The following is a 16,616-nucleotide window of genomic DNA, read 5'->3' as shown; positions in this document are numbered from 1 at the left end:
TCATCGCCGCCGAGAGCCAGCGCAGGCTCGATTCCCGTCCTCGTCTCGTGCCCACGACGCCAGACCCGCACTCACGCACCCGAACCGGCCCGATCCTCCCCGTTTCCAGGGTGTTTCTGGGGCCGCTCAGGATTTATCGCGCGGCATGGTTGAGCCTCGGTTAAGTCGGCCGCCGTGCAGGCGTCCCGGTTTGGAGAGCAACCACGAAAAAGGGCGGCCCGAAGGCCGCCCTTGTCTCTCTCAATCCTGCCTGTCGCCCTATTCGGCGGCGGGCGGAAGCTCCTCGACCGGCATCGCGCCGCTCTCGGTCTGCTTCTGCTGCAGGATCATCGCGTCGCGGCGGCGGGCGATGGAGCGGATGTCCGCCACCATCGACCCGGTGCCGGCCGGGATCAGCGATCCGACGATCACGTTCTCCTTGAGGCCTTCCAGGGTGTCGACCTTGCCGTTGACCGCCGCCTCGGTGAGGACGCGGGTGGTCTCCTGGAACGAGGCCGCCGAGATGAACGACTTCGTCTGCAGCGATGCCTTGGTGATGCCGAGCAGGACCGGGACGCCCTGGATCGGCTTCTTGCCCTCGGCGAGCAGCTTCTCGTTGAACTCGGTCAGCTCCGTCCGGTCGATCTGGTCGCCCGAGAGGATGTCCGAGTCGCCGCCATCGGTCACCTCGACCTTCTGCAGCATCTGACGGACGATCACCTCGATGTGCTTGTCGTTGATCGACACGCCCTGCAGCCGGTAGACCTCCTGGATCTCGTTGACGAGGTAGGCGGCGAGTTCCTCGACGCCCTTGATCGCCAGGATGTCGTGCGGAGCCGGGTTTCCGTCGACGATGTAGTCGCCGAGTTCCACCACGTCCCCGTCCTGCAGGTGGATGTGCTTGCCCTTCGGGATCAGGTACTCGACCGCCTCGGAGCCGTCATGCGGCGTCAGCGTGAGCCGACGCTTGTTCTTGTAGTCGCGGCCGAACGCGATGGTGCCCGACTTCTCGGCGATGATCGCCGCGTCCTTCGGGCGCCGTGCCTCGAACAGCTCCGCCACCCGCGGCAGACCGCCGGTGATGTCGCGGGTCTTGGCCGAGTCGGTCGAGACGCGGGCCAGGATGTCGCCGGCCTTGACCGTCGCGCCCGGATCGAAGCCGATGATGGCGTCGACCGGCAGGAAGTAGCGGGCGTCCGAGCCGCGCGGCAGCTTGAGCGCCTTGCCCTCCCGATCGACCACGACCATCGCGGGCTTCAGGTCCGAGGTCCGGGCCGAGCCGCGCCAGTCGACGACGACGCGCTTGGCGATGCCGGTCGACTCGTCGGTGGTCTCGGTCATGGACTGGCCGTCGACCAGATCCTCGTAGGCCACGAGGCCGTCGACCTCGGTGAGGATCGGACGGGTGTAGGGATCCCACTCGGCGATCCGCTGCCCGCGCTTGATCTTGTCACCCTCGTCGACCCGGAGCTTGGCGCCGTATTGCAGGCGGTGGACCGCCCGCTCGACGCCGTCCGACCCCACGATCACGACCGCCACGTTGCGGCCAGTGGCGATCAGGTCCCCGTCCGTGTTCTTGGCGACGGCGCGGTTGCGGATCTTGATCGTGCCTTCGAAGCTCGACTCGATGAAGGACGAGTCGGCGATCTGGGCCGCACCACCGATGTGGAAGGTGCGCATCGTGAGCTGCGTGCCCGGCTCACCGATCGACTGCGCCGCGATGACGCCGACGGCCTCGCCCATGTTGACGGGCGTGCCGCGGGCGAGGTCGCGCCCGTAGCAGGTGGCGCAGACGCCGCTCTTGGTGGCGCAGACCAGCACCGAGCGGATCTTCACCTCCTGGATGCCGGCGGCGTTGATCGCCGGCAGGTGCCGCTCCTCGATGGTCTCGCCGGTCTTGACGATCACCGTGCCGTCCGCGGCCACGAGATCCTCGGCCGTGGCGCGGCCCAGGATGCGGGTGGCGAGCGTCGCCACGACCTGGCCGGCATCCACGATGGCGCGCATCTTGATGCCGTTGGTCGTGCCGCAATCCACCTCGCGGATGACGGCGTCCTGGGCCACGTCGACGAGACGGCGGGTCAGGTAGCCGGAGTTGGCGGTCTTCAGGGCGGTGTCGGCCAGGCCCTTACGGGCACCGTGCGTGGAGTTGAAGTACTCCAGAACGTCCAGGCCTTCCTTGAAGTTCGAGATGATCGGGGTCTCGATGATCTCGCCCGACGGCTTGGCCATGAGGCCGCGCATCGCCGCGAGCTGCTTCATCTGGGCGGGCGAACCACGGGCGCCGGAGTGGCTCATCATGTAGATCGAGTTGATCTGCTTGTCGGCGCCGTGCTCGTCCTTCTGGACCGCGGAGATGCGGCCCATCATCTCGGCGGCCAGCTTGTCCGAGCACTTGGCCCAGGCATCCACCACCTTGTTGTACTTCTCGCCCTGCGTGATCAGGCCGTCGTTGTACTGCTGCTCGTAATCCTTCACGAGCGCGCGGGTCGTGTCGACGATCGACCACTTGTTCTCCGGCACGACCATGTCGTCCTTGCCGAACGAGATGCCGGCCTTGAACGCGTGGTTGAAGCCGAGCGCCATGATCCGGTCACAGAAGATCACCGACTCCTTCTGACCGCAGTGGCGGTAGACGGTGTCGATCATCGCCGAGATCTCCTTCTTGGTCATCAACTTGTTGACGACCTCGAAGGGCACCTTGGCGTGCTTCGGCAGGGCACCGGACAGGATCACCCGGCCAGGCGTGGTCTCGTAGGTCTTGGTCAGGGGCTGATTGTCCGGGCCGATGCCGGTCCAGCGCCACTTGATCTTGGTGTGCAGCGACACGGCCTTGGCGGCCAGGGCGTGCTCCAGCTCACCCATGTCGCCGTAGACGCCCTGCATCGGGTTCTTGGCGTTGTCCGCCTTGAACTCGCCCGGCATGCCCTCGGCCACGATCGACAGGTAGTAGAGGCCGAGCACGATGTCCTGCGACGGCACGATGATCGGCTGACCGTTGGCCGGGTGCAGGATGTTATTGGTCGACATCATGAGGACGCGCGCTTCCAGCTGCGCCTCGAGCGACAGCGGGACGTGCACGGCCATCTGGTCGCCGTCGAAGTCGGCGTTGAACGCGGCGCAGACCAGCGGGTGCAGCTGGATCGCCTTGCCCTCGATCAGCTTCGGCTCGAAGGCCTGGATGCCGAGGCGGTGCAGCGTCGGCGCGCGGTTCAGCATCACCGGGTGCTCGCGGATCACCTCATCGAGGATGTCCCAGACCTCCGGCTTCTCCTTTTCGACCAGCTTCTTGGCCTGCTTGACGGTGGCCGAGAAGCCCTTGGCGTCGAGGCGCGCGTAGATGAACGGCTTGAACAGCTCCAAAGCCATCTTCTTGGGCAGGCCGCACTGGTGCAGCTTCAGCTCCGGGCCGACCACGATGACCGAGCGGCCCGAATAATCGACGCGCTTGCCGAGCAGGTTCTGGCGGAACCGGCCCTGCTTGCCCTTCAGCATGTCGGCGAGCGACTTCAGCGGACGCTTGTTGGCGCCCGTGATGACGCGGCCGCGGCGGCCGTTGTCGAACAGGGCGTCGACCGCCTCCTGCAGCATCCGCTTCTCGTTGCGGATGATGATGTCGGGCGCGCGCAGCTCGATCAGCCGCTTCAGGCGGTTGTTGCGGTTGATGACGCGGCGGTACAGGTCGTTGAGGTCGGAGGTCGCGAAGCGGCCGCCGTCCAGCGGGACCAGCGGGCGCAGGTCCGGCGGGATCACCGGGACGACCGTGAGGATCATCCATTCCGGCTTGTTGCCGGACATCTGGAAGGCCTCGATGATCTTGAGCCGCTTCAGGAGCTTCTTGGGCTTCAGCTCCGACGTCGTGACCGCGATCTCCTCGCGCAGATCGTTGGCGATCTTGTCGAGGTCGAGTTCCTGCAGGATGCGCCGGATGGCCTCGGCGCCGATCATGGCGGTGAACGAGTCCTCGCCGTACTCCTCCTGGGCGCGCAGGTACTCCTCCTCCGACAGGAGCTGACGCTCCTTCAGGGGGGTGAGGCCCGGCTCGATGACGCAGTACGACTCGAAGTACAGGATCCGCTCGAGGTCCTTGAGGGCCATGTCGAGCAGCAGGCCGATGCGCGAGGGCAGCGACTTCAGGAACCAGATATGCGCGACGGGGGCGGCCAGCTCGATATGGCCCATGCGGTCGCGCCGGACGCGCGCGAGGGTGACCTCGACGCCGCACTTCTCACAGATGACGCCCTTGTACTTCATGCGCTTGTACTTGCCGCACAAGCACTCGTAGTCCTTGATCGGCCCGAAGATGCGCGCGCAGAACAGGCCGTCGCGCTCGGGCTTGAAGGTCCGGTAGTTGATGGTCTCGGGCTTCTTGATCTCGCCGTACGACCAGGAGAGGATCTTCTCCGGGGACGAGATCGAGATCTTGATCTGATCGAAGCTGACCGGCGTGGCCTGCTGGTTGAAAAGGTTCATGACCTCTTGGTTCATGATCCGCTCCTTGTTGACGCCGGCAGCCCCGCGCCGGGCCACCGCGTCCTGAAAAAGATCCGGCGCCGCACCCCGCACGGGCGCTGCTCACCGTCGTCAAACCCGGAAGGCCCCTCCCCTCCCCGCTCAACCGTGGCGGCGGGATCCGCCGCCACGGGAGGTGTTTATGACTGGCTCTACTCGGCCGCGTCGGCCGGCGGCTCCAGCTGATCGTTCGCGGCCTTCTTCGAAGACGTCAGCTCGACGTTGAGGCCGAGCGAGCGCATCTCCTTGACGAGCACGTTGAAGCTCTCGGGTATGCCGGCCTCGAAGGTGTCGTCGCCGCGGACGATCGCCTCGTAGACCTTGGTGCGGCCGGCCACGTCGTCCGACTTCACCGTGAGCATCTCCTGCAGCGTGTAGGCCGCGCCGTAGGCCTCCAGCGCCCAGACCTCCATCTCACCGAAGCGCTGGCCGCCGAACTGCGCCTTGCCGCCCAGCGGCTGCTGGGTGACGAGCGAGTACGGGCCGATCGAGCGCGCGTGGATCTTGTCGTCCACGAGGTGGTGGAGCTTCAGCATGTAGATGTAGCCCATCGTGACCTTGCGGTCGAAGGGCTCGCCGGTCCGCCCGTCGTAGAGCGTCGACTGCGCCGAGCGGTCCAGCCCGGCCATCTCCAGCATCTGCTCGATGTCGGCTTCCTTGGCGCCGTTGAACACCGGCGTGGCCATCGGCACGCCACGGCGGACGTTGTTGCCGGCCTCGGCCAGCTCCTCGTCCGTCAGCCCGTCGAGCTCGCCCGGGGAGTAGATCGCCTTCATCTCCTCCCGCAGCGGCGCAATGTCCTGCGACTTCAGATAGGCATCCACCGCCTTCGACACCTTGCGACCCAGGCCCGCAGCCGCCCAGCCCAGATGCGTCTCCAGGATCTGGCCGACGTTCATGCGCGACGGCACGCCCAGCGGGTTGAGCACGATGTCGGCATGCGTCCCGTCCTCCAGGAACGGCATGTCCTCGATCGGCACGATCCGCGACACGACACCCTTGTTGCCGTGACGGCCGGCCATCTTGTCGCCCGGCTGGATCTTGCGCTTCACCGCCACGAAGACCTTGACCATCTTCATGACGCCGGGGGGCAGCTCGTCGCCGCGCTGCAGCTTCTCGACCTTGTCGAGGAAGCGCTGCTCGAGGCGCTTCTTCGACTCGTCGTACTGCTTCTGCATCGCCTCCATCTCGGTCATGAGACGGTCTTCGATGACGGCGAACTGCCACCATTGCGAGCGCGGGTAGTCGTTGATCAGCTCGCGGGTGAGCGTGGTGTCCTTCCGGAAGCCCTTCGGGCCGGCCACCGGCGCCTGACCGATCAGCACGTCCGCGAGGCGCGCGTAGGTGTTGCGGTCGAGGATCGCCTGCTCGTCGTCGCGGTCCTTGGCGAGCCGCTCGATCTCCTCCCGCTCGATCGCCTGGGCGCGCTCGTCCTTGTCGACGCCATGCCGGTTGAACACCCGCACCTCGACGATCGTGCCGGTGACGCCCGGCGGCACCCGCAGGGAGGTGTCGCGCACGTCCGAGGCCTTCTCGCCGAAGATGGCGCGGAGGAGCTTCTCCTCCGGCGTCATCGGGCTCTCGCCCTTCGGGGTAATCTTGCCGACGAGGATGTCGCCCGCATTCACCTCGGCGCCGATATAGACGATGCCGGCCTCGTCGAGGTTCTTGAGCGCCTCCTCGGAGACGTTCGGGATGTCGCGGGTGATCTCTTCCGGCCCGAGCTTGGTGTCGCGGGCCATCACCTCGAACTCCTCGATGTGGATCGAGGTGAACACGTCATCCTTCACGATCCGCTCGGAGAGCAGGATCGAGTCCTCGAAGTTGTAGCCGTTCCACGGCATGAACGCGACGAGCACGTTCCGGCCGAGCGCCAGCTCGCCGAACTCGGTCGAAGGACCGTCGGCGATGATCTCGCCCTTCTTCACGAACTCGCCGACGCGGACCAGCGGCTTCTGCGTGATGCAGGTCGACTGGTTGGAGCGCTGGAACTTCTGCAAGCGGTAGATGTCGACGCCGGGCTTGTTGGCGTCGGCCTCCTCGGTGGCGCGGATGACGATACGGGTGGCGTCCACCTGATCGATGATGCCGGCCCGGCGAGCCGCGATGGCGGCGCCGGAATCCCGGGCGACCACCGCCTCCATGCCGGTGCCCACGAACGGGGCGTCGGCGCGGACGAGCGGCACCGCTTGGCGCTGCATGTTCGAGCCCATGAGGGCGCGGTTGGCGTCGTCGTTCTCAAGGAACGGGATCAGCGCCGCGGCGACCGAGACGAGCTGCTTCGGCGACACGTCCATGAGATCGACGCGCTCGGGCCCCACGACGATCACCTCGCCGGCCCGACGGCAGACCACGAGATCCTCCGTGAGCTTGCGGGCCTCGTCCATCTGGGCGTTGGCCTGAGCGACGTAGTACTTCGCCTCCTCCATGGCCGAGAGGTAGGCGACCTCATCGGTGACCACGCCGTCGCGGACGCGGCGGAACGGGGTCTCGATGAAGCCGTACTTGTTCACCCGCGCGAAGGTGGCGAGCGAGTTGATCAGGCCGATGTTCGGGCCTTCCGGCGTCTCGATCGGGCAGATGCGGCCGTAATGGGTCGGGTGCACGTCGCGCACCTCGAAGCCGGCGCGCTCGCGGGTCAGACCGCCCGGGCCGAGCGCCGACAGGCGGCGCTTGTGCGTCACCTCGGAGAGCGGGTTGGTCTGGTCCATGAACTGCGAGAGCTGCGACGAGCCGAAGAACTCGCGCACGGCCGCGGCGGCGGGCTTCGCGTTGATGAGATCCTGCGGCATGACCGTGTCGATATCGACCTGGCTCATGCGCTCGCGGATCGCGCGCTCCATGCGCAGGAGGCCCAGGCGGTACTGGTTCTCCATGAGCTCGCCCACCGAGCGGACGCGGCGGTTGCCGAGGTGGTCGATGTCGTCGACCTCGCCCTTGCCGTCGCGCAGCTCCACGAGCGCCTTCACCACCGCGAGCATGTCCTCCTTGCGGAGGGTGCGCACGGTGTCGGCGGCGTCGAGGTCGAGGCGCATGTTCATCTTCACGCGGCCGACGGCCGAGAGGTCGTACCGCTCGGAGTCGAAGAACAGCGAGTGGAACATCGCCTCGGCGGTCTCGAGGGTCGGCGGCTCGCCCGGGCGCATGACCCGGTAGATGTCGAACAGCGCGCCTTCGCGGTTGGAGTTCTTGTCCACCGCCAGCGTGTTGCGGATGTAGGGGCCGACATTGACGTGGTCGATGTCGAGCACCGGGAGCTCGGTGATGCCGACATCATCCAGGCTCTTCAGGAGCTTGTCGGTGATCTCCTCGCCGGCCTCGGCCCAGATCTCGCCGGTCTGCGCGTTGACGAGATCCTCGGCCACGTACTGGCCGACGAGATCCTCGTCGGTGGCCTTGAGGAACTTGGTGCCCTTGTCGGTGATCTGACGGGCGTTGCGGGCGTTGAGCTTCTTGCCGGCCTCGAGCACGACCTCGCCGGAATCGGCGTCGATCAGGTCGACGGTGGCCTTCATGCCCTTCATGCGCTCGGCGTCGAAGGGCACGCGCCAGTCGGCGCCGTCGCGGTCATAGACGACCTTGTTGTAGAAGGTCGACAGGATCTCCTCGCCGTCGAGGCCGAGGGCATAGAGCAGCGATGTCGCCGGCAGCTTGCGCTTCCGGTCGATGCGGACATGGACGATGTCCTTGGCGTCGAACTCGACGTCGAGCCAGGAGCCCCGGTACGGGATGATGCGGGCGGCGAACAGGAGCTTGCCCGAGGAATGGGTCTTGCCCTTGTCGTGGTCGAAGAACACGCCCGGCGAGCGGTGCATCTGCGAGACGATCACGCGCTCGGTGCCGTTGACGATGAAGGTGCCGTTCTCCGTCATCAGGGGCATGTCGCCCATGTAGACGTCCTGCTCCTTGATGTCCTTGACCGACTTCGCCTGCGTGTCGGGATCGACATCGAACACGATGAGGCGCAGCGTGACCTTCAGCGGGGCCGCGAAGGTGATGCCGCGCTGGCGGCACTCGTCGACATCGTACTTGGGCGCCTCGAAGGTGTAGCGCACGAACTCGAGCAGGGCCGTGGAAGCGAAGTCGGAAATCGGGAAGACCGACTTGAACACGCTCTGCAGCCCCTCGTCGGCGCGCCCACCCTCGGGCTCGTCGACCATCAGGAACTGGTCGTAGGACGCCTTCTGAACCTCGATGAGGTTCGGCATCTCGGCAACTTCCTTGATCTTGCCGAAGAACTTCCGAATGCGCTTGCGACCGACCAGCGTGTTGGCCATGTGACCTCGCTCCTACCCGCGTACCTCTCGCCCGGGGAAGCGTTCCCGAAAGGGACCTCCCGCACCGGGCCGCGACGCGCGCCCCGCCGGGCAGCGCCACCGAACCGAAACTTCTCGCCGGTCCCTTCCGGGACCATCCGCCGAAGCGGCCTAAAGCCCGCGGGTGTTGCACCCGCGGGCTCCGGTCACGACAGGCCCGAAGCGGACCTCCGTGGGGTGATGGGCCGGGACCGGCCCATCGTCGACTTACTTGAGCTCGATCTTGGCGCCGGCCTTCTCGAGCTGGGCCTTGAGCTTCTCGGCCTCGTCCTTGGCAACGCCTTCCTTGACCGGCTTCGGCGCGCCCTCGACGAGGTCCTTGGCTTCCTTGAGGCCGAGGCCGGTGATCGCGCGGACCTCCTTGATGACCTCGATCTTCTTGTCGCCGGCGGAGGCCAGGACGACCGTGAACTCGGTCTGCTCCTCGACGGCGGCGGCGGCGCCACCGGCAGCCGGGCCGGCGGCAACGGCGACGGCAGCGGCGGCCGAGACGCCCCACTTCTCTTCGAGCATCTTGGCCAGGTCAGCGGCCTCGAGCACGGTCAGCGAGGACAGGTCGTCGACGAGCTTGGCGAGATCAGCCATTTTGAATTCCTCTCAATATCGGTTCGAACGGATGGTTTTTGAAGGGCCTCAGGCGGCCTCGTCCTTCTTGGCATAGGCCCCGAACACGCGGGCGAGCTTGGCCGCCGGCGCGTTGACGACCTGAGCGATCTTCGTCGCGGGAGCCTGCACGAGGCCCACGATCTTGGCGCGCAGTTCGTCGAGGGACGGGAGCGAGGCGAGGGCCTTCACGCCGTCCGGGTTCAGGGCGGTCTTCCCCATCGCGCCGCCGAGGATCACGAGCTTGTCGTTGGCCTTGGCGAAATCGACCGCGACCTTCGCGGCTGCGACCGGGTCGCCGGAATAGGCGAGCAGGGTCGGGCCCTTCAGGAGCGGCTTGATGGAGGCGACGTCCGTGCCATCGAGTGCGATGCCGGCGAGGCTGTTCTTGGCGACCTTCACGGTGGCGCCAGCCTGCTTCATCTGCGAACGCAGCTTCTGCATGTCGGCGACCGTGAGGCCCTTGTAGTGGGCCACGACGACAACGGCGCTCTCACTGAACACGCCGTTGAGCGTCGAGACGAGATCAGCTTTAGCTGTCCGGTCCACTGGGCTCTCTCCGGTTGGCGGAACCCGATCTCGGGTCCGCCGGTTGCACATGCCGCCCGGACGTCATCTCGGCCAAGAGACCGGGAACGTCCGAACGACGCTTCGCGGCCCTGTCCCCGCGCGTGCCCCTGGAGGCCGCCTCGGGCGAGTTGGTTCAAACCGACACCCCTCCGCGGCCGAGGCCTGGGCGAGGCTTTTCGAATTCGGTCTTCCCCGTCTGTGCAGGCTTGGGGGATTAAGCCGGCGAGCCGGCACCTGCAGTCTCGGACAGGACATGGCCGGACAAGGCTCCGCGGGGCTCGTCGCCCCTGGGATCCGTCCGGCCTTTGCCACCCGGTTGCCCGGGCGACATTTCGAGCGGAAACCGGCCGATCGGCCGTCTCCTTCCGTGAGGATGAAATGCGTGAGGCGCGGTGTATAGAGCCTAGCAAGCCGCCTGCCAAGGGCTGAAGCGCGACTTTTCCGCCGCAGGCAAGGACTTGCTGCGGAATCTCCGTGCCTGACCGGCAACCCGCCTCACGCGGCCTCGCGTTCCGGCGCCAGCCTGCGCCGGGCCGATTCCCACCAGCTCCGGTCGCGGGCCGCCTTCGCCTCCGCGGCCTTGGCGGCGTAGAAGGAGGCGTTGTGCTCGCCGCGCAGGGCCTCGCGGGTGAAGCGGATCAGGTGGTGGGCCACGAAGCCCATGTTGAACACCGCCTCGATCTGCCCGCGCTTCAGCGCGTAGCCGGCCGCACTCCAGAACGGCTTGCGGTAATCGGAAAAGATCCCGACCCGGGTGATGATGTTGAACCCCAGGATCAGGCCCCGGCGGAGATTGGTGAAGGTCAGCTTGCCGGCGGTCGGCGTGGTGATGCGGTTCGGGTAGGTCACCGCGCATTGGTGCTTGAAGCGCTCGAAGATCTTCTCCGGCGTATAGGCGTGCGCGATGGCCCGGCGCCAGCTGCCCACCACGGTGTCGTGCGGGCGCTTGAACAGCACGTTCGATTCCAATGCCGCATCGTGGACGAGCCGGCCCTCGCGTTCCAGCCGGTCCCAGAGCGGGGTCTTGGGCAGGGCCTGGAGCAGGTTGATGGTCAGCACGGGAATGGCCGAGCGGTCGATGAAGTCGATCAGGTTCTGCTCGGATTTGTCGGTGTCGGAATCGAGGCCCAGGATAATGCCCGAGGTCACCTCCAGCCCGTAGGAATTGAGGGTCTCGATCGCCTCGTACATCGGGACGGCGGCGTTGTGGGTCTTGTCGATGCCCTTGAGGGCCTCGGCCTCCGGGGTCTCGATGCCGACGAACACCGTCATGAAGTTCGCCTGCCGCATCAGCTCGAGGATCTCGGGCTGCTTGGCCATGTTCAGCGTCGCCTCGCAGGCGAACTGAAGCGGGTAGTTGTTCTTCTTCTGCCACGCCACGAGGTGCGGCAGCATCTCGCGGGTCGCCTTGCGGTTGGCGATGAAATTGTCGTCGACGAAGTACACGACGGCCGGATGGCCGGGCTGGCTGATGATGGCGTCGAGCTCGGCGCACATCTGCTCGGGGCTCTTGAGCCGGGGCTGGCGGCCATAGAGCTGCGGGATGTCGCAGAACTCGCAGCGATAGGGGCAGCCCGAGGAGAATTGCAGCGAGCCGATCAGATAGCGCTTGAGCGGTGCGTGGTCGTAGGCCGGGGCCGGGAAGTCGGCGAGCGCGAGCCGGTCCTTCGTCTCCAGCACCACCTGGGCGGGCGGCGGCGCGACATCGGCGTCGAGGCGCGCGACGAGCTGGTCGGTGGCGTCGCCGATCTCGCCGACATGGAGATAGTCGAAGTCGCCGTATTTCTCCGGCGCGCCCGAGACCGAGGGACCGCCCAGAACCGTGACCTTGCCGGCGGCCCTGGCACGGTCGCGGATGTCGTGGATCTGCGGTTCCTGGATGTGCATGCCGGAAACGAACACCGCGTCGGCCCAGGCGAACTCGGCCGGGCTCGCGCGGCGGATATTCTCATCGATGAATCTGCATTCCCATGCCTCCGGCATGTAGGCCGCGATCAGCAGCAGCCCCTGCGGCGGCATGAACGCCTTCACCCCGCCCATCAGCGGGTAGGCGTGGGAGAACGTCCCGAAGGACGGCGTGTAGGCGGGAAAGACGCACAGGATGCGTCGCTTGGAGGTGACCGTCAGGGTGCATCGCATGTCGGCCTATCTAGCACAGCCGCGCGCGTTGGCGCCCCCTCTGCCGTTAAGAATGGCGTGAAGGAGAACGGCGCCGCTGTCGCGGCCTGTCGCGTGCCGGGTTCCGGATCAGGATCCGCTTCACCCGTCCGGGACAGGGGTGCGGGTTTATTTCTCACCGGCCCTTCCCGGGCACAGGGCGCGTCAGCGATATGCGACCCGGGATCCAGCACGAGAATCGCCGCGATTCGGCCCCGCCGATCAGATCCGCCGACGGGCCTCGGACGGGACCAGCATGGTCACGCCGTAATCCGGGGCGTTTCCCGGCAAGGTACCCACGCGATGCGTCGGATCGGTCGCCGAGCCCGCGTCGAGCGTGCCGTTCCGGCGGCTCGCCCGACTGTCGCGGCGGGACGGCTGCTCCGTCCGCATGCCCGCAACGGAAAACGCCCGGCCGTTTCCGACCGGGCGCTCCGCAGCGTAGACGCTATGCCTTGCCTCAGGCGGTCAGAACCGTGTTCGGCTCGACCTTCACGCCCGGGCCCATCGTCGAGGTGACGGCGATGCGCTGGACGTAGGTGCCCTTGGCGCCCGCGGGCTTCGCCTTGGCGACGGCGTCCGCGAAGGCCTTGATGTTCTCGACGAGCTTGTCGGCGTCGAACGAGACCTTGCCGACGCCGGCATGGACGATGCCGGCCTTCTCAACGCGGAACTCCACCGAGCCGCCCTTGGCGCCGGCGACGGCGCCCTTCACGTCCATGGTGACGGTGCCGACCTTCGGGTTCGGCATCAGGCCGCGCGGGCCCAGCACCTTACCGAGACGGCCGACCAGCGGCATCATGTCCGGGGTCGCGATGCAGCGATCGAACTCGATCTTGCCGCTCTGCACGATCTCCAGCAGGTCCTCGGCGCCGACGATGTCGGCACCAGCGGCCTTGGCGTCGTCCGCCTTGGCGCCGCGGGCGAAGACCGCCACGCGCACCGTCCGGCCGGAGCCGTTCGGCAGGTTGCAGACGCCGCGGACCATCTGGTCGGCGTGGCGGGGATCGACGCCGAGGTTCATGGAGACCTCGACGGTCTCGTCGAACTTCGCGGTCGCCCGCTCCTTCACCAGCTTGATCGCCTCGTCGAGGGGATAGAGCTTGGTGACCTCGATGCCCTCGCGGGCGGCGCGGATGCGCTTGCCTTCCTTAGCCATGCTATCCTCCCTCAGGCCGTCACTTCGAGGCCCATGGCCCGGGCGGAGCCGCGGATCATGGCAACGGCCGACTCGATCGAGTCGCAGTTGAGGTCGGGCATCTTCTTCTCGGCGATCTCGCGCAGCTGCGCCTCGGAGATCTTACCGACGGTCGGGCCCTTGCCCGGGGTCTTGGAACCGGAGGCCGGCTTCTTGCCGAGCTTCAGGCCGACGGCCTTCTTCAGGAAGAAGGTGACCGGGGGCTGCTTCATCTCGAAGGTGAAGGACCGATCCTGATACGCGGTGATGATCACCGGGATCGGGGTGCCCTTCTCCATCTGCGCGGTCTTCGCGTTGAAGGCCTTGCAGAATTCCATGATGTTGAGGCCGCGCTGACCGAGCGCGGGACCGATCGGCGGCGACGGGTTGGCGGCGCCGGCCGGGACCTGAAGCTTCACGTAGCCCGTGATCTTCTTCGCCATGGGACTGCTCCCAATGAGAATCCGCCCCCACGCGGCCTGAAGCGCGGCGGGTCGGACGGTTGCAGGTCGCGGTGCGAGCCGTGGATCCCGGAGGCGAGGCCGGGCGGATCTCCCGCGGATGATGCCCCAGCCTCAGGAGGATGGGGCAAGTTCGCGGCCGCCGCACAGCGACGGCCGGAAGGACGCGGCGGCCTCAGGGCCGCCGAAATCAGGAGGCTCAGGCCTTCTCGACCTGGGCGTATTCGAGCTCCACCGGCGTCGCGCGGCCGAAGATCGACACGGCCACCTTGAGGCGGGAGCGGGCGTCGTCGATCTCCTCGACGGTGCCGTTGAAGCTGGCGAACGGACCGTCGGCGACCCGGACGGTCTCGCCGATCTCGAAGGAGATCGAGGGCTTCGGCCGGTCGACACCCTCGGCGACCTGGCCCTTGATCCGCTCGGCCTCAGCGTCGGGGATCGGAACCGGCTTCGACTTGTCGGCGCCTAGGAAGCCCGTGACCTTCGGGGTGTTCTTGATGAGGTGGTAGACCTCGTCGGTGAGGTCGCACTTCACCAGCACGTAGCCGGGGAAGAACTTACGCTCGGCATCGACCTTCCGGCCGCGGCGGACCTCCACGACCTTCTCGGTCGGGACCATCACCTCGTCGAACAGCTCGGTCAGCCCGCGCTGAGCCGCCTGATCCTTGATGGACTGGGCGACCTTGTTCTCGAAGTTCGAGTAGGCGTGGACGATGTACCAGCGCTTCGACACGGTTCCGTTCAACTCCGACAAGTCCGCGGGGTCTCCCCCGATCGGCGGCGAGCCGCCCTCGTACGCCTCCGACTCAGACGCCCAAAATCAGGCCGACCAGGAAGCGCAGGGCCTGATCCACGACCGTGAAGAACAAGCTCGCGGCCACGACCATCACGAAAACCATGATCGTCGTGATCGTGGTCTCCCGGCGGGTCGGCCACGTGACCTTGCGGGCCTCGTCGCGAACCTGCGCGATGAACTCGCCCGGCGTGGCACGCTTCTGCGGCGCCCGGTTCGGCGTCGCCGGCCGGGCCGGCGGCGGATTCGCGGGACCGCGGGCTGCGCCGCGCACCAGGTCCACCTTCTTGGTCGCTTCGTTCGATGCCATGGCGCCAGTATCTGTGCGTGTTCGGCCCCGAGGCAGAGACCGCATCCGGGAATGCGAATGTCGGCGCCGAGGACCCGGATGGGCCCGCACCGACGGTCGCTTCAGATCTCGGATTGCGCCCGCTCTAGCGCAACTCCCCCGGCTTGTCGACCGGGCCACCGCGCGGGATCGGGCTGAATGTCTGGCAGGAGTGGAGGGACTCGAACCCGCAACCTCCGGTTTTGGAGACCGGCGCTCTGACCAGTTGAGCTACACTCCTAGCGCACCGCCCAATGCCTCATCGCGGCGCGGCTTGCAAGAGGTTCGCCGCCGATCGCCGCGCATCACCGGCCGTGATCCGCCCGCTCGGCGGCGGTCAGGGGCCGGAGCCCGCCCCGGTCGAAGCGGAACAGCTCGTCGCTGCGGCCGTAGGGGCCGGCGCGCATCTGCGTGGTGGCCTCTGCGGCCAGCTCGCGCCGCGCAGGGCTGTCGGCGGGCCACGCCATGAGCAGATTGCGGGTCGGCCCGGTCAGCGTGATGCCGTCGGCCTTCAGCGCCTTGCGGATCTCCTCGAGCCAGTCCGGCACGAGCAAACGCGCGAGGGCGTAATTGTCGTCCTCCCTGGCGAGGGCGGCGACGGGCGTGCGGTCCGCGACGACGAGCTGGAACGGCACATCCTTGGAGGCCCCCGCGAGGTTCCGCACCGCCGTGGCTTCCACCACGGCAGGATCGACGTGCCAGCCGGCGATCATCTCGCGGGTGACGTACTGGTAGCGCCTGGACTCGTCGAGCACGTAGACGACGTGCAGCGTCTCGGAGAACCGGCGATGCGCGAGCTGCGGGTTCTGCTGAAGGATCTCATCCGGCACCAGCTGCACGCGCAGGCGGCCCTTGATCGCCGCGAAATCCGCCGGCTCCGGCACAGGGCCGGCCTTGGCGAAGGCGAGGCCGAGGAATTCGTCGACCTCCCGCCGGCGCTCGGCCTCGTTGAGACCGCGGACATGCTGGTGGAGGTTGGTGAGATCGAGCGTCTGGGTGCCGATGCCGAGCTGCGCCGGATCGGCATTGAGGTCGATCGCCACGTCCGGTCGATGGATCCGGATCTGCTTGATCACCGCGTCGCGAAAGCGGCCGTCGCTCAGGTCGTCTGCCCGCGCGCCGACCGGCAGGAACACGGAGCCGGCACAGATCAGTGCCAGCAATCGCGCGGCCCACCGCGCGGAATCTCCGAACATCCGAGTCTCCCCCAAGACAAGGCGGAGACAAGACAAAACAACGCCGGCACCCCGTCAAGACGGAGGCCGGCGCGAGTCACATCGAAGCGGATGGCTTGAGCCCTGACGCACCCCCGTGGTCTAGAGATGACCACGGACCATCCGCCGGATGACGGCGCGGGACCGGCGCATCGTCTGTCGCGATGCGCCGGCCCTGCTCGAGCTCAATCGTTGATGGCGGCGACGACGCCGGCACCGACGGTGCGGCCGCCCTCGCGGATGGCGAAGCGCAGCTTCTCCTCCATGGCCACCGGCACGATCAGCGCCACGTCCATGGTCACGTTGTCGCCCGGCATCACCATCTCGGTGCCCTCGGGCAGCGTCACGATCCCGGTCACGTCGGTGGTCCGGAAGTAGAACTGCGGCCGGTAGTTGGTGAAGAACGGCGTATGGCGGCCGCCCTCTTCCTTGGTCAGGATGTAGGCCTCGGCCTTGAACTTGGCGTGCGGCTTCACCGAACCCGGCTTGCACACGACCTGGCCGCG

Annotated in this window: 11 protein-coding genes and 1 tRNA gene; all 12 read right to left on the bottom strand. The window is 67.1% G+C overall.

Features of this window, described 5'->3' with window-relative positions; translation table 11 throughout:
• Positions 1-258: 258 nt before the first annotated feature.
• Entirely contained in the window at positions 259-4,467 is a 4,209-nt protein-coding gene (gene rpoC / locus ABIC70_RS11335) for a DNA-directed RNA polymerase subunit beta' (RefSeq protein WP_043385733.1), read from the bottom strand.
• 176 nt (positions 4,468-4,643) lie between these two features.
• Entirely contained in the window at positions 4,644-8,768 is a 4,125-nt protein-coding gene (rpoB, locus tag ABIC70_RS11330) for a DNA-directed RNA polymerase subunit beta (RefSeq protein ID WP_043385649.1), read from the bottom strand.
• 246 nt (positions 8,769-9,014) lie between these two features.
• Positions 9,015-9,392 carry a 50S ribosomal protein L7/L12 gene (rplL, locus tag ABIC70_RS11325; RefSeq protein ID WP_012320773.1) on the bottom strand — a complete coding sequence of 126 codons (378 nt, stop codon included), beginning with the start codon at positions 9,390-9,392 and terminating at the stop codon, positions 9,015-9,017.
• A 48-nt stretch (positions 9,393-9,440) separates the two neighbouring features.
• Positions 9,441-9,959, bottom strand: coding sequence for a 50S ribosomal protein L10 (gene rplJ / locus ABIC70_RS11320; protein ID WP_043348291.1), 519 nt, complete (start codon positions 9,957-9,959; stop codon positions 9,441-9,443).
• A gap of 516 nt (positions 9,960-10,475) precedes the next feature.
• Positions 10,476-12,119 (bottom strand): B12-binding domain-containing radical SAM protein, encoded by a 1,644-nt coding sequence (locus ABIC70_RS11315; RefSeq protein ID WP_043348289.1) that lies wholly within the window; start codon positions 12,117-12,119, stop codon positions 10,476-10,478.
• 478 nt (positions 12,120-12,597) lie between these two features.
• Positions 12,598-13,296, bottom strand: coding sequence for a 50S ribosomal protein L1 (rplA, locus tag ABIC70_RS11310; protein ID WP_043348287.1), 699 nt, complete (start codon positions 13,294-13,296; stop codon positions 12,598-12,600).
• Positions 13,297-13,307: 11 nt separating this feature from the next.
• Positions 13,308-13,757 carry a 50S ribosomal protein L11 gene (rplK, locus tag ABIC70_RS11305; RefSeq protein WP_043348285.1) on the bottom strand — a complete coding sequence of 150 codons (450 nt, stop codon included), beginning with the start codon at positions 13,755-13,757 and terminating at the stop codon, positions 13,308-13,310.
• A gap of 217 nt (positions 13,758-13,974) precedes the next feature.
• Positions 13,975-14,508 carry a transcription termination/antitermination protein NusG gene (nusG, locus tag ABIC70_RS11300; RefSeq protein ID WP_012320778.1) on the bottom strand — a complete coding sequence of 178 codons (534 nt, stop codon included), beginning with the start codon at positions 14,506-14,508 and terminating at the stop codon, positions 13,975-13,977.
• 73 nt (positions 14,509-14,581) lie between these two features.
• Complete coding sequence (gene secE, locus ABIC70_RS11295) at positions 14,582-14,878, bottom strand: preprotein translocase subunit SecE (RefSeq protein ID WP_043348282.1); 297 nt, start codon at positions 14,876-14,878, stop codon at positions 14,582-14,584.
• A gap of 182 nt (positions 14,879-15,060) precedes the next feature.
• Positions 15,061-15,137, bottom strand: a tRNA-Trp gene (locus tag ABIC70_RS11290).
• A gap of 64 nt (positions 15,138-15,201) precedes the next feature.
• The gene (locus ABIC70_RS11285; RefSeq protein ID WP_354439751.1) at positions 15,202-16,092 is read right to left on the bottom strand and encodes a DUF1444 domain-containing protein; all 891 of its coding nucleotides are present in this window, start codon (positions 16,090-16,092) and stop codon (positions 15,202-15,204) included.
• A 203-nt stretch (positions 16,093-16,295) separates the two neighbouring features.
• Positions 16,296-16,616 (bottom strand): EF-Tu C-terminal domain-related protein (locus ABIC70_RS11280; protein WP_455709732.1); only part of this gene is annotated, 321 nt, incomplete at its 5' end.

Source organism: Methylobacterium sp. 1973, assembly GCF_040545035.1.
In the GTDB taxonomy this organism is placed as follows: domain Bacteria; phylum Pseudomonadota; class Alphaproteobacteria; order Rhizobiales; family Beijerinckiaceae; genus Methylobacterium; species Methylobacterium fujisawaense.
The sequence above is the reverse complement of the archived record's forward strand: the minus strand, read 5'-3'. Positions and strand labels throughout refer to the sequence as shown.

What these genes read in the sequence shown, in the direction of transcription:
- secE (WP_043348282.1), bottom strand. Translation starts at nt 14,878, where the DNA reads ATGGCATCGAACGAAGCGACCAAGAAGGTGGACCTGGTGCGCGGCGCA.
- rplA (WP_043348287.1), bottom strand. Translation starts at nt 13,296, where the DNA reads ATGGCTAAGGAAGGCAAGCGCATCCGCGCCGCCCGCGAGGGCATCGAG.
- rplL (WP_012320773.1), bottom strand. Translation starts at nt 9,392, where the DNA reads ATGGCTGATCTCGCCAAGCTCGTCGACGACCTGTCCTCGCTGACCGTG.
- rpoB (WP_043385649.1), bottom strand. Translation starts at nt 8,768, where the DNA reads ATGGCCAACACGCTGGTCGGTCGCAAGCGCATTCGGAAGTTCTTCGGC.
- rpoC (WP_043385733.1), bottom strand. Translation starts at nt 4,467, where the DNA reads ATGAACCAAGAGGTCATGAACCTTTTCAACCAGCAGGCCACGCCGGTC.
- ABIC70_RS11315 (WP_043348289.1), bottom strand. Translation starts at nt 12,119, where the DNA reads ATGCGATGCACCCTGACGGTCACCTCCAAGCGACGCATCCTGTGCGTC.
- rplK (WP_043348285.1), bottom strand. Translation starts at nt 13,757, where the DNA reads ATGGCGAAGAAGATCACGGGCTACGTGAAGCTTCAGGTCCCGGCCGGC.
- ABIC70_RS11285 (WP_354439751.1), bottom strand. Translation starts at nt 16,092, where the DNA reads ATGTTCGGAGATTCCGCGCGGTGGGCCGCGCGATTGCTGGCACTGATC.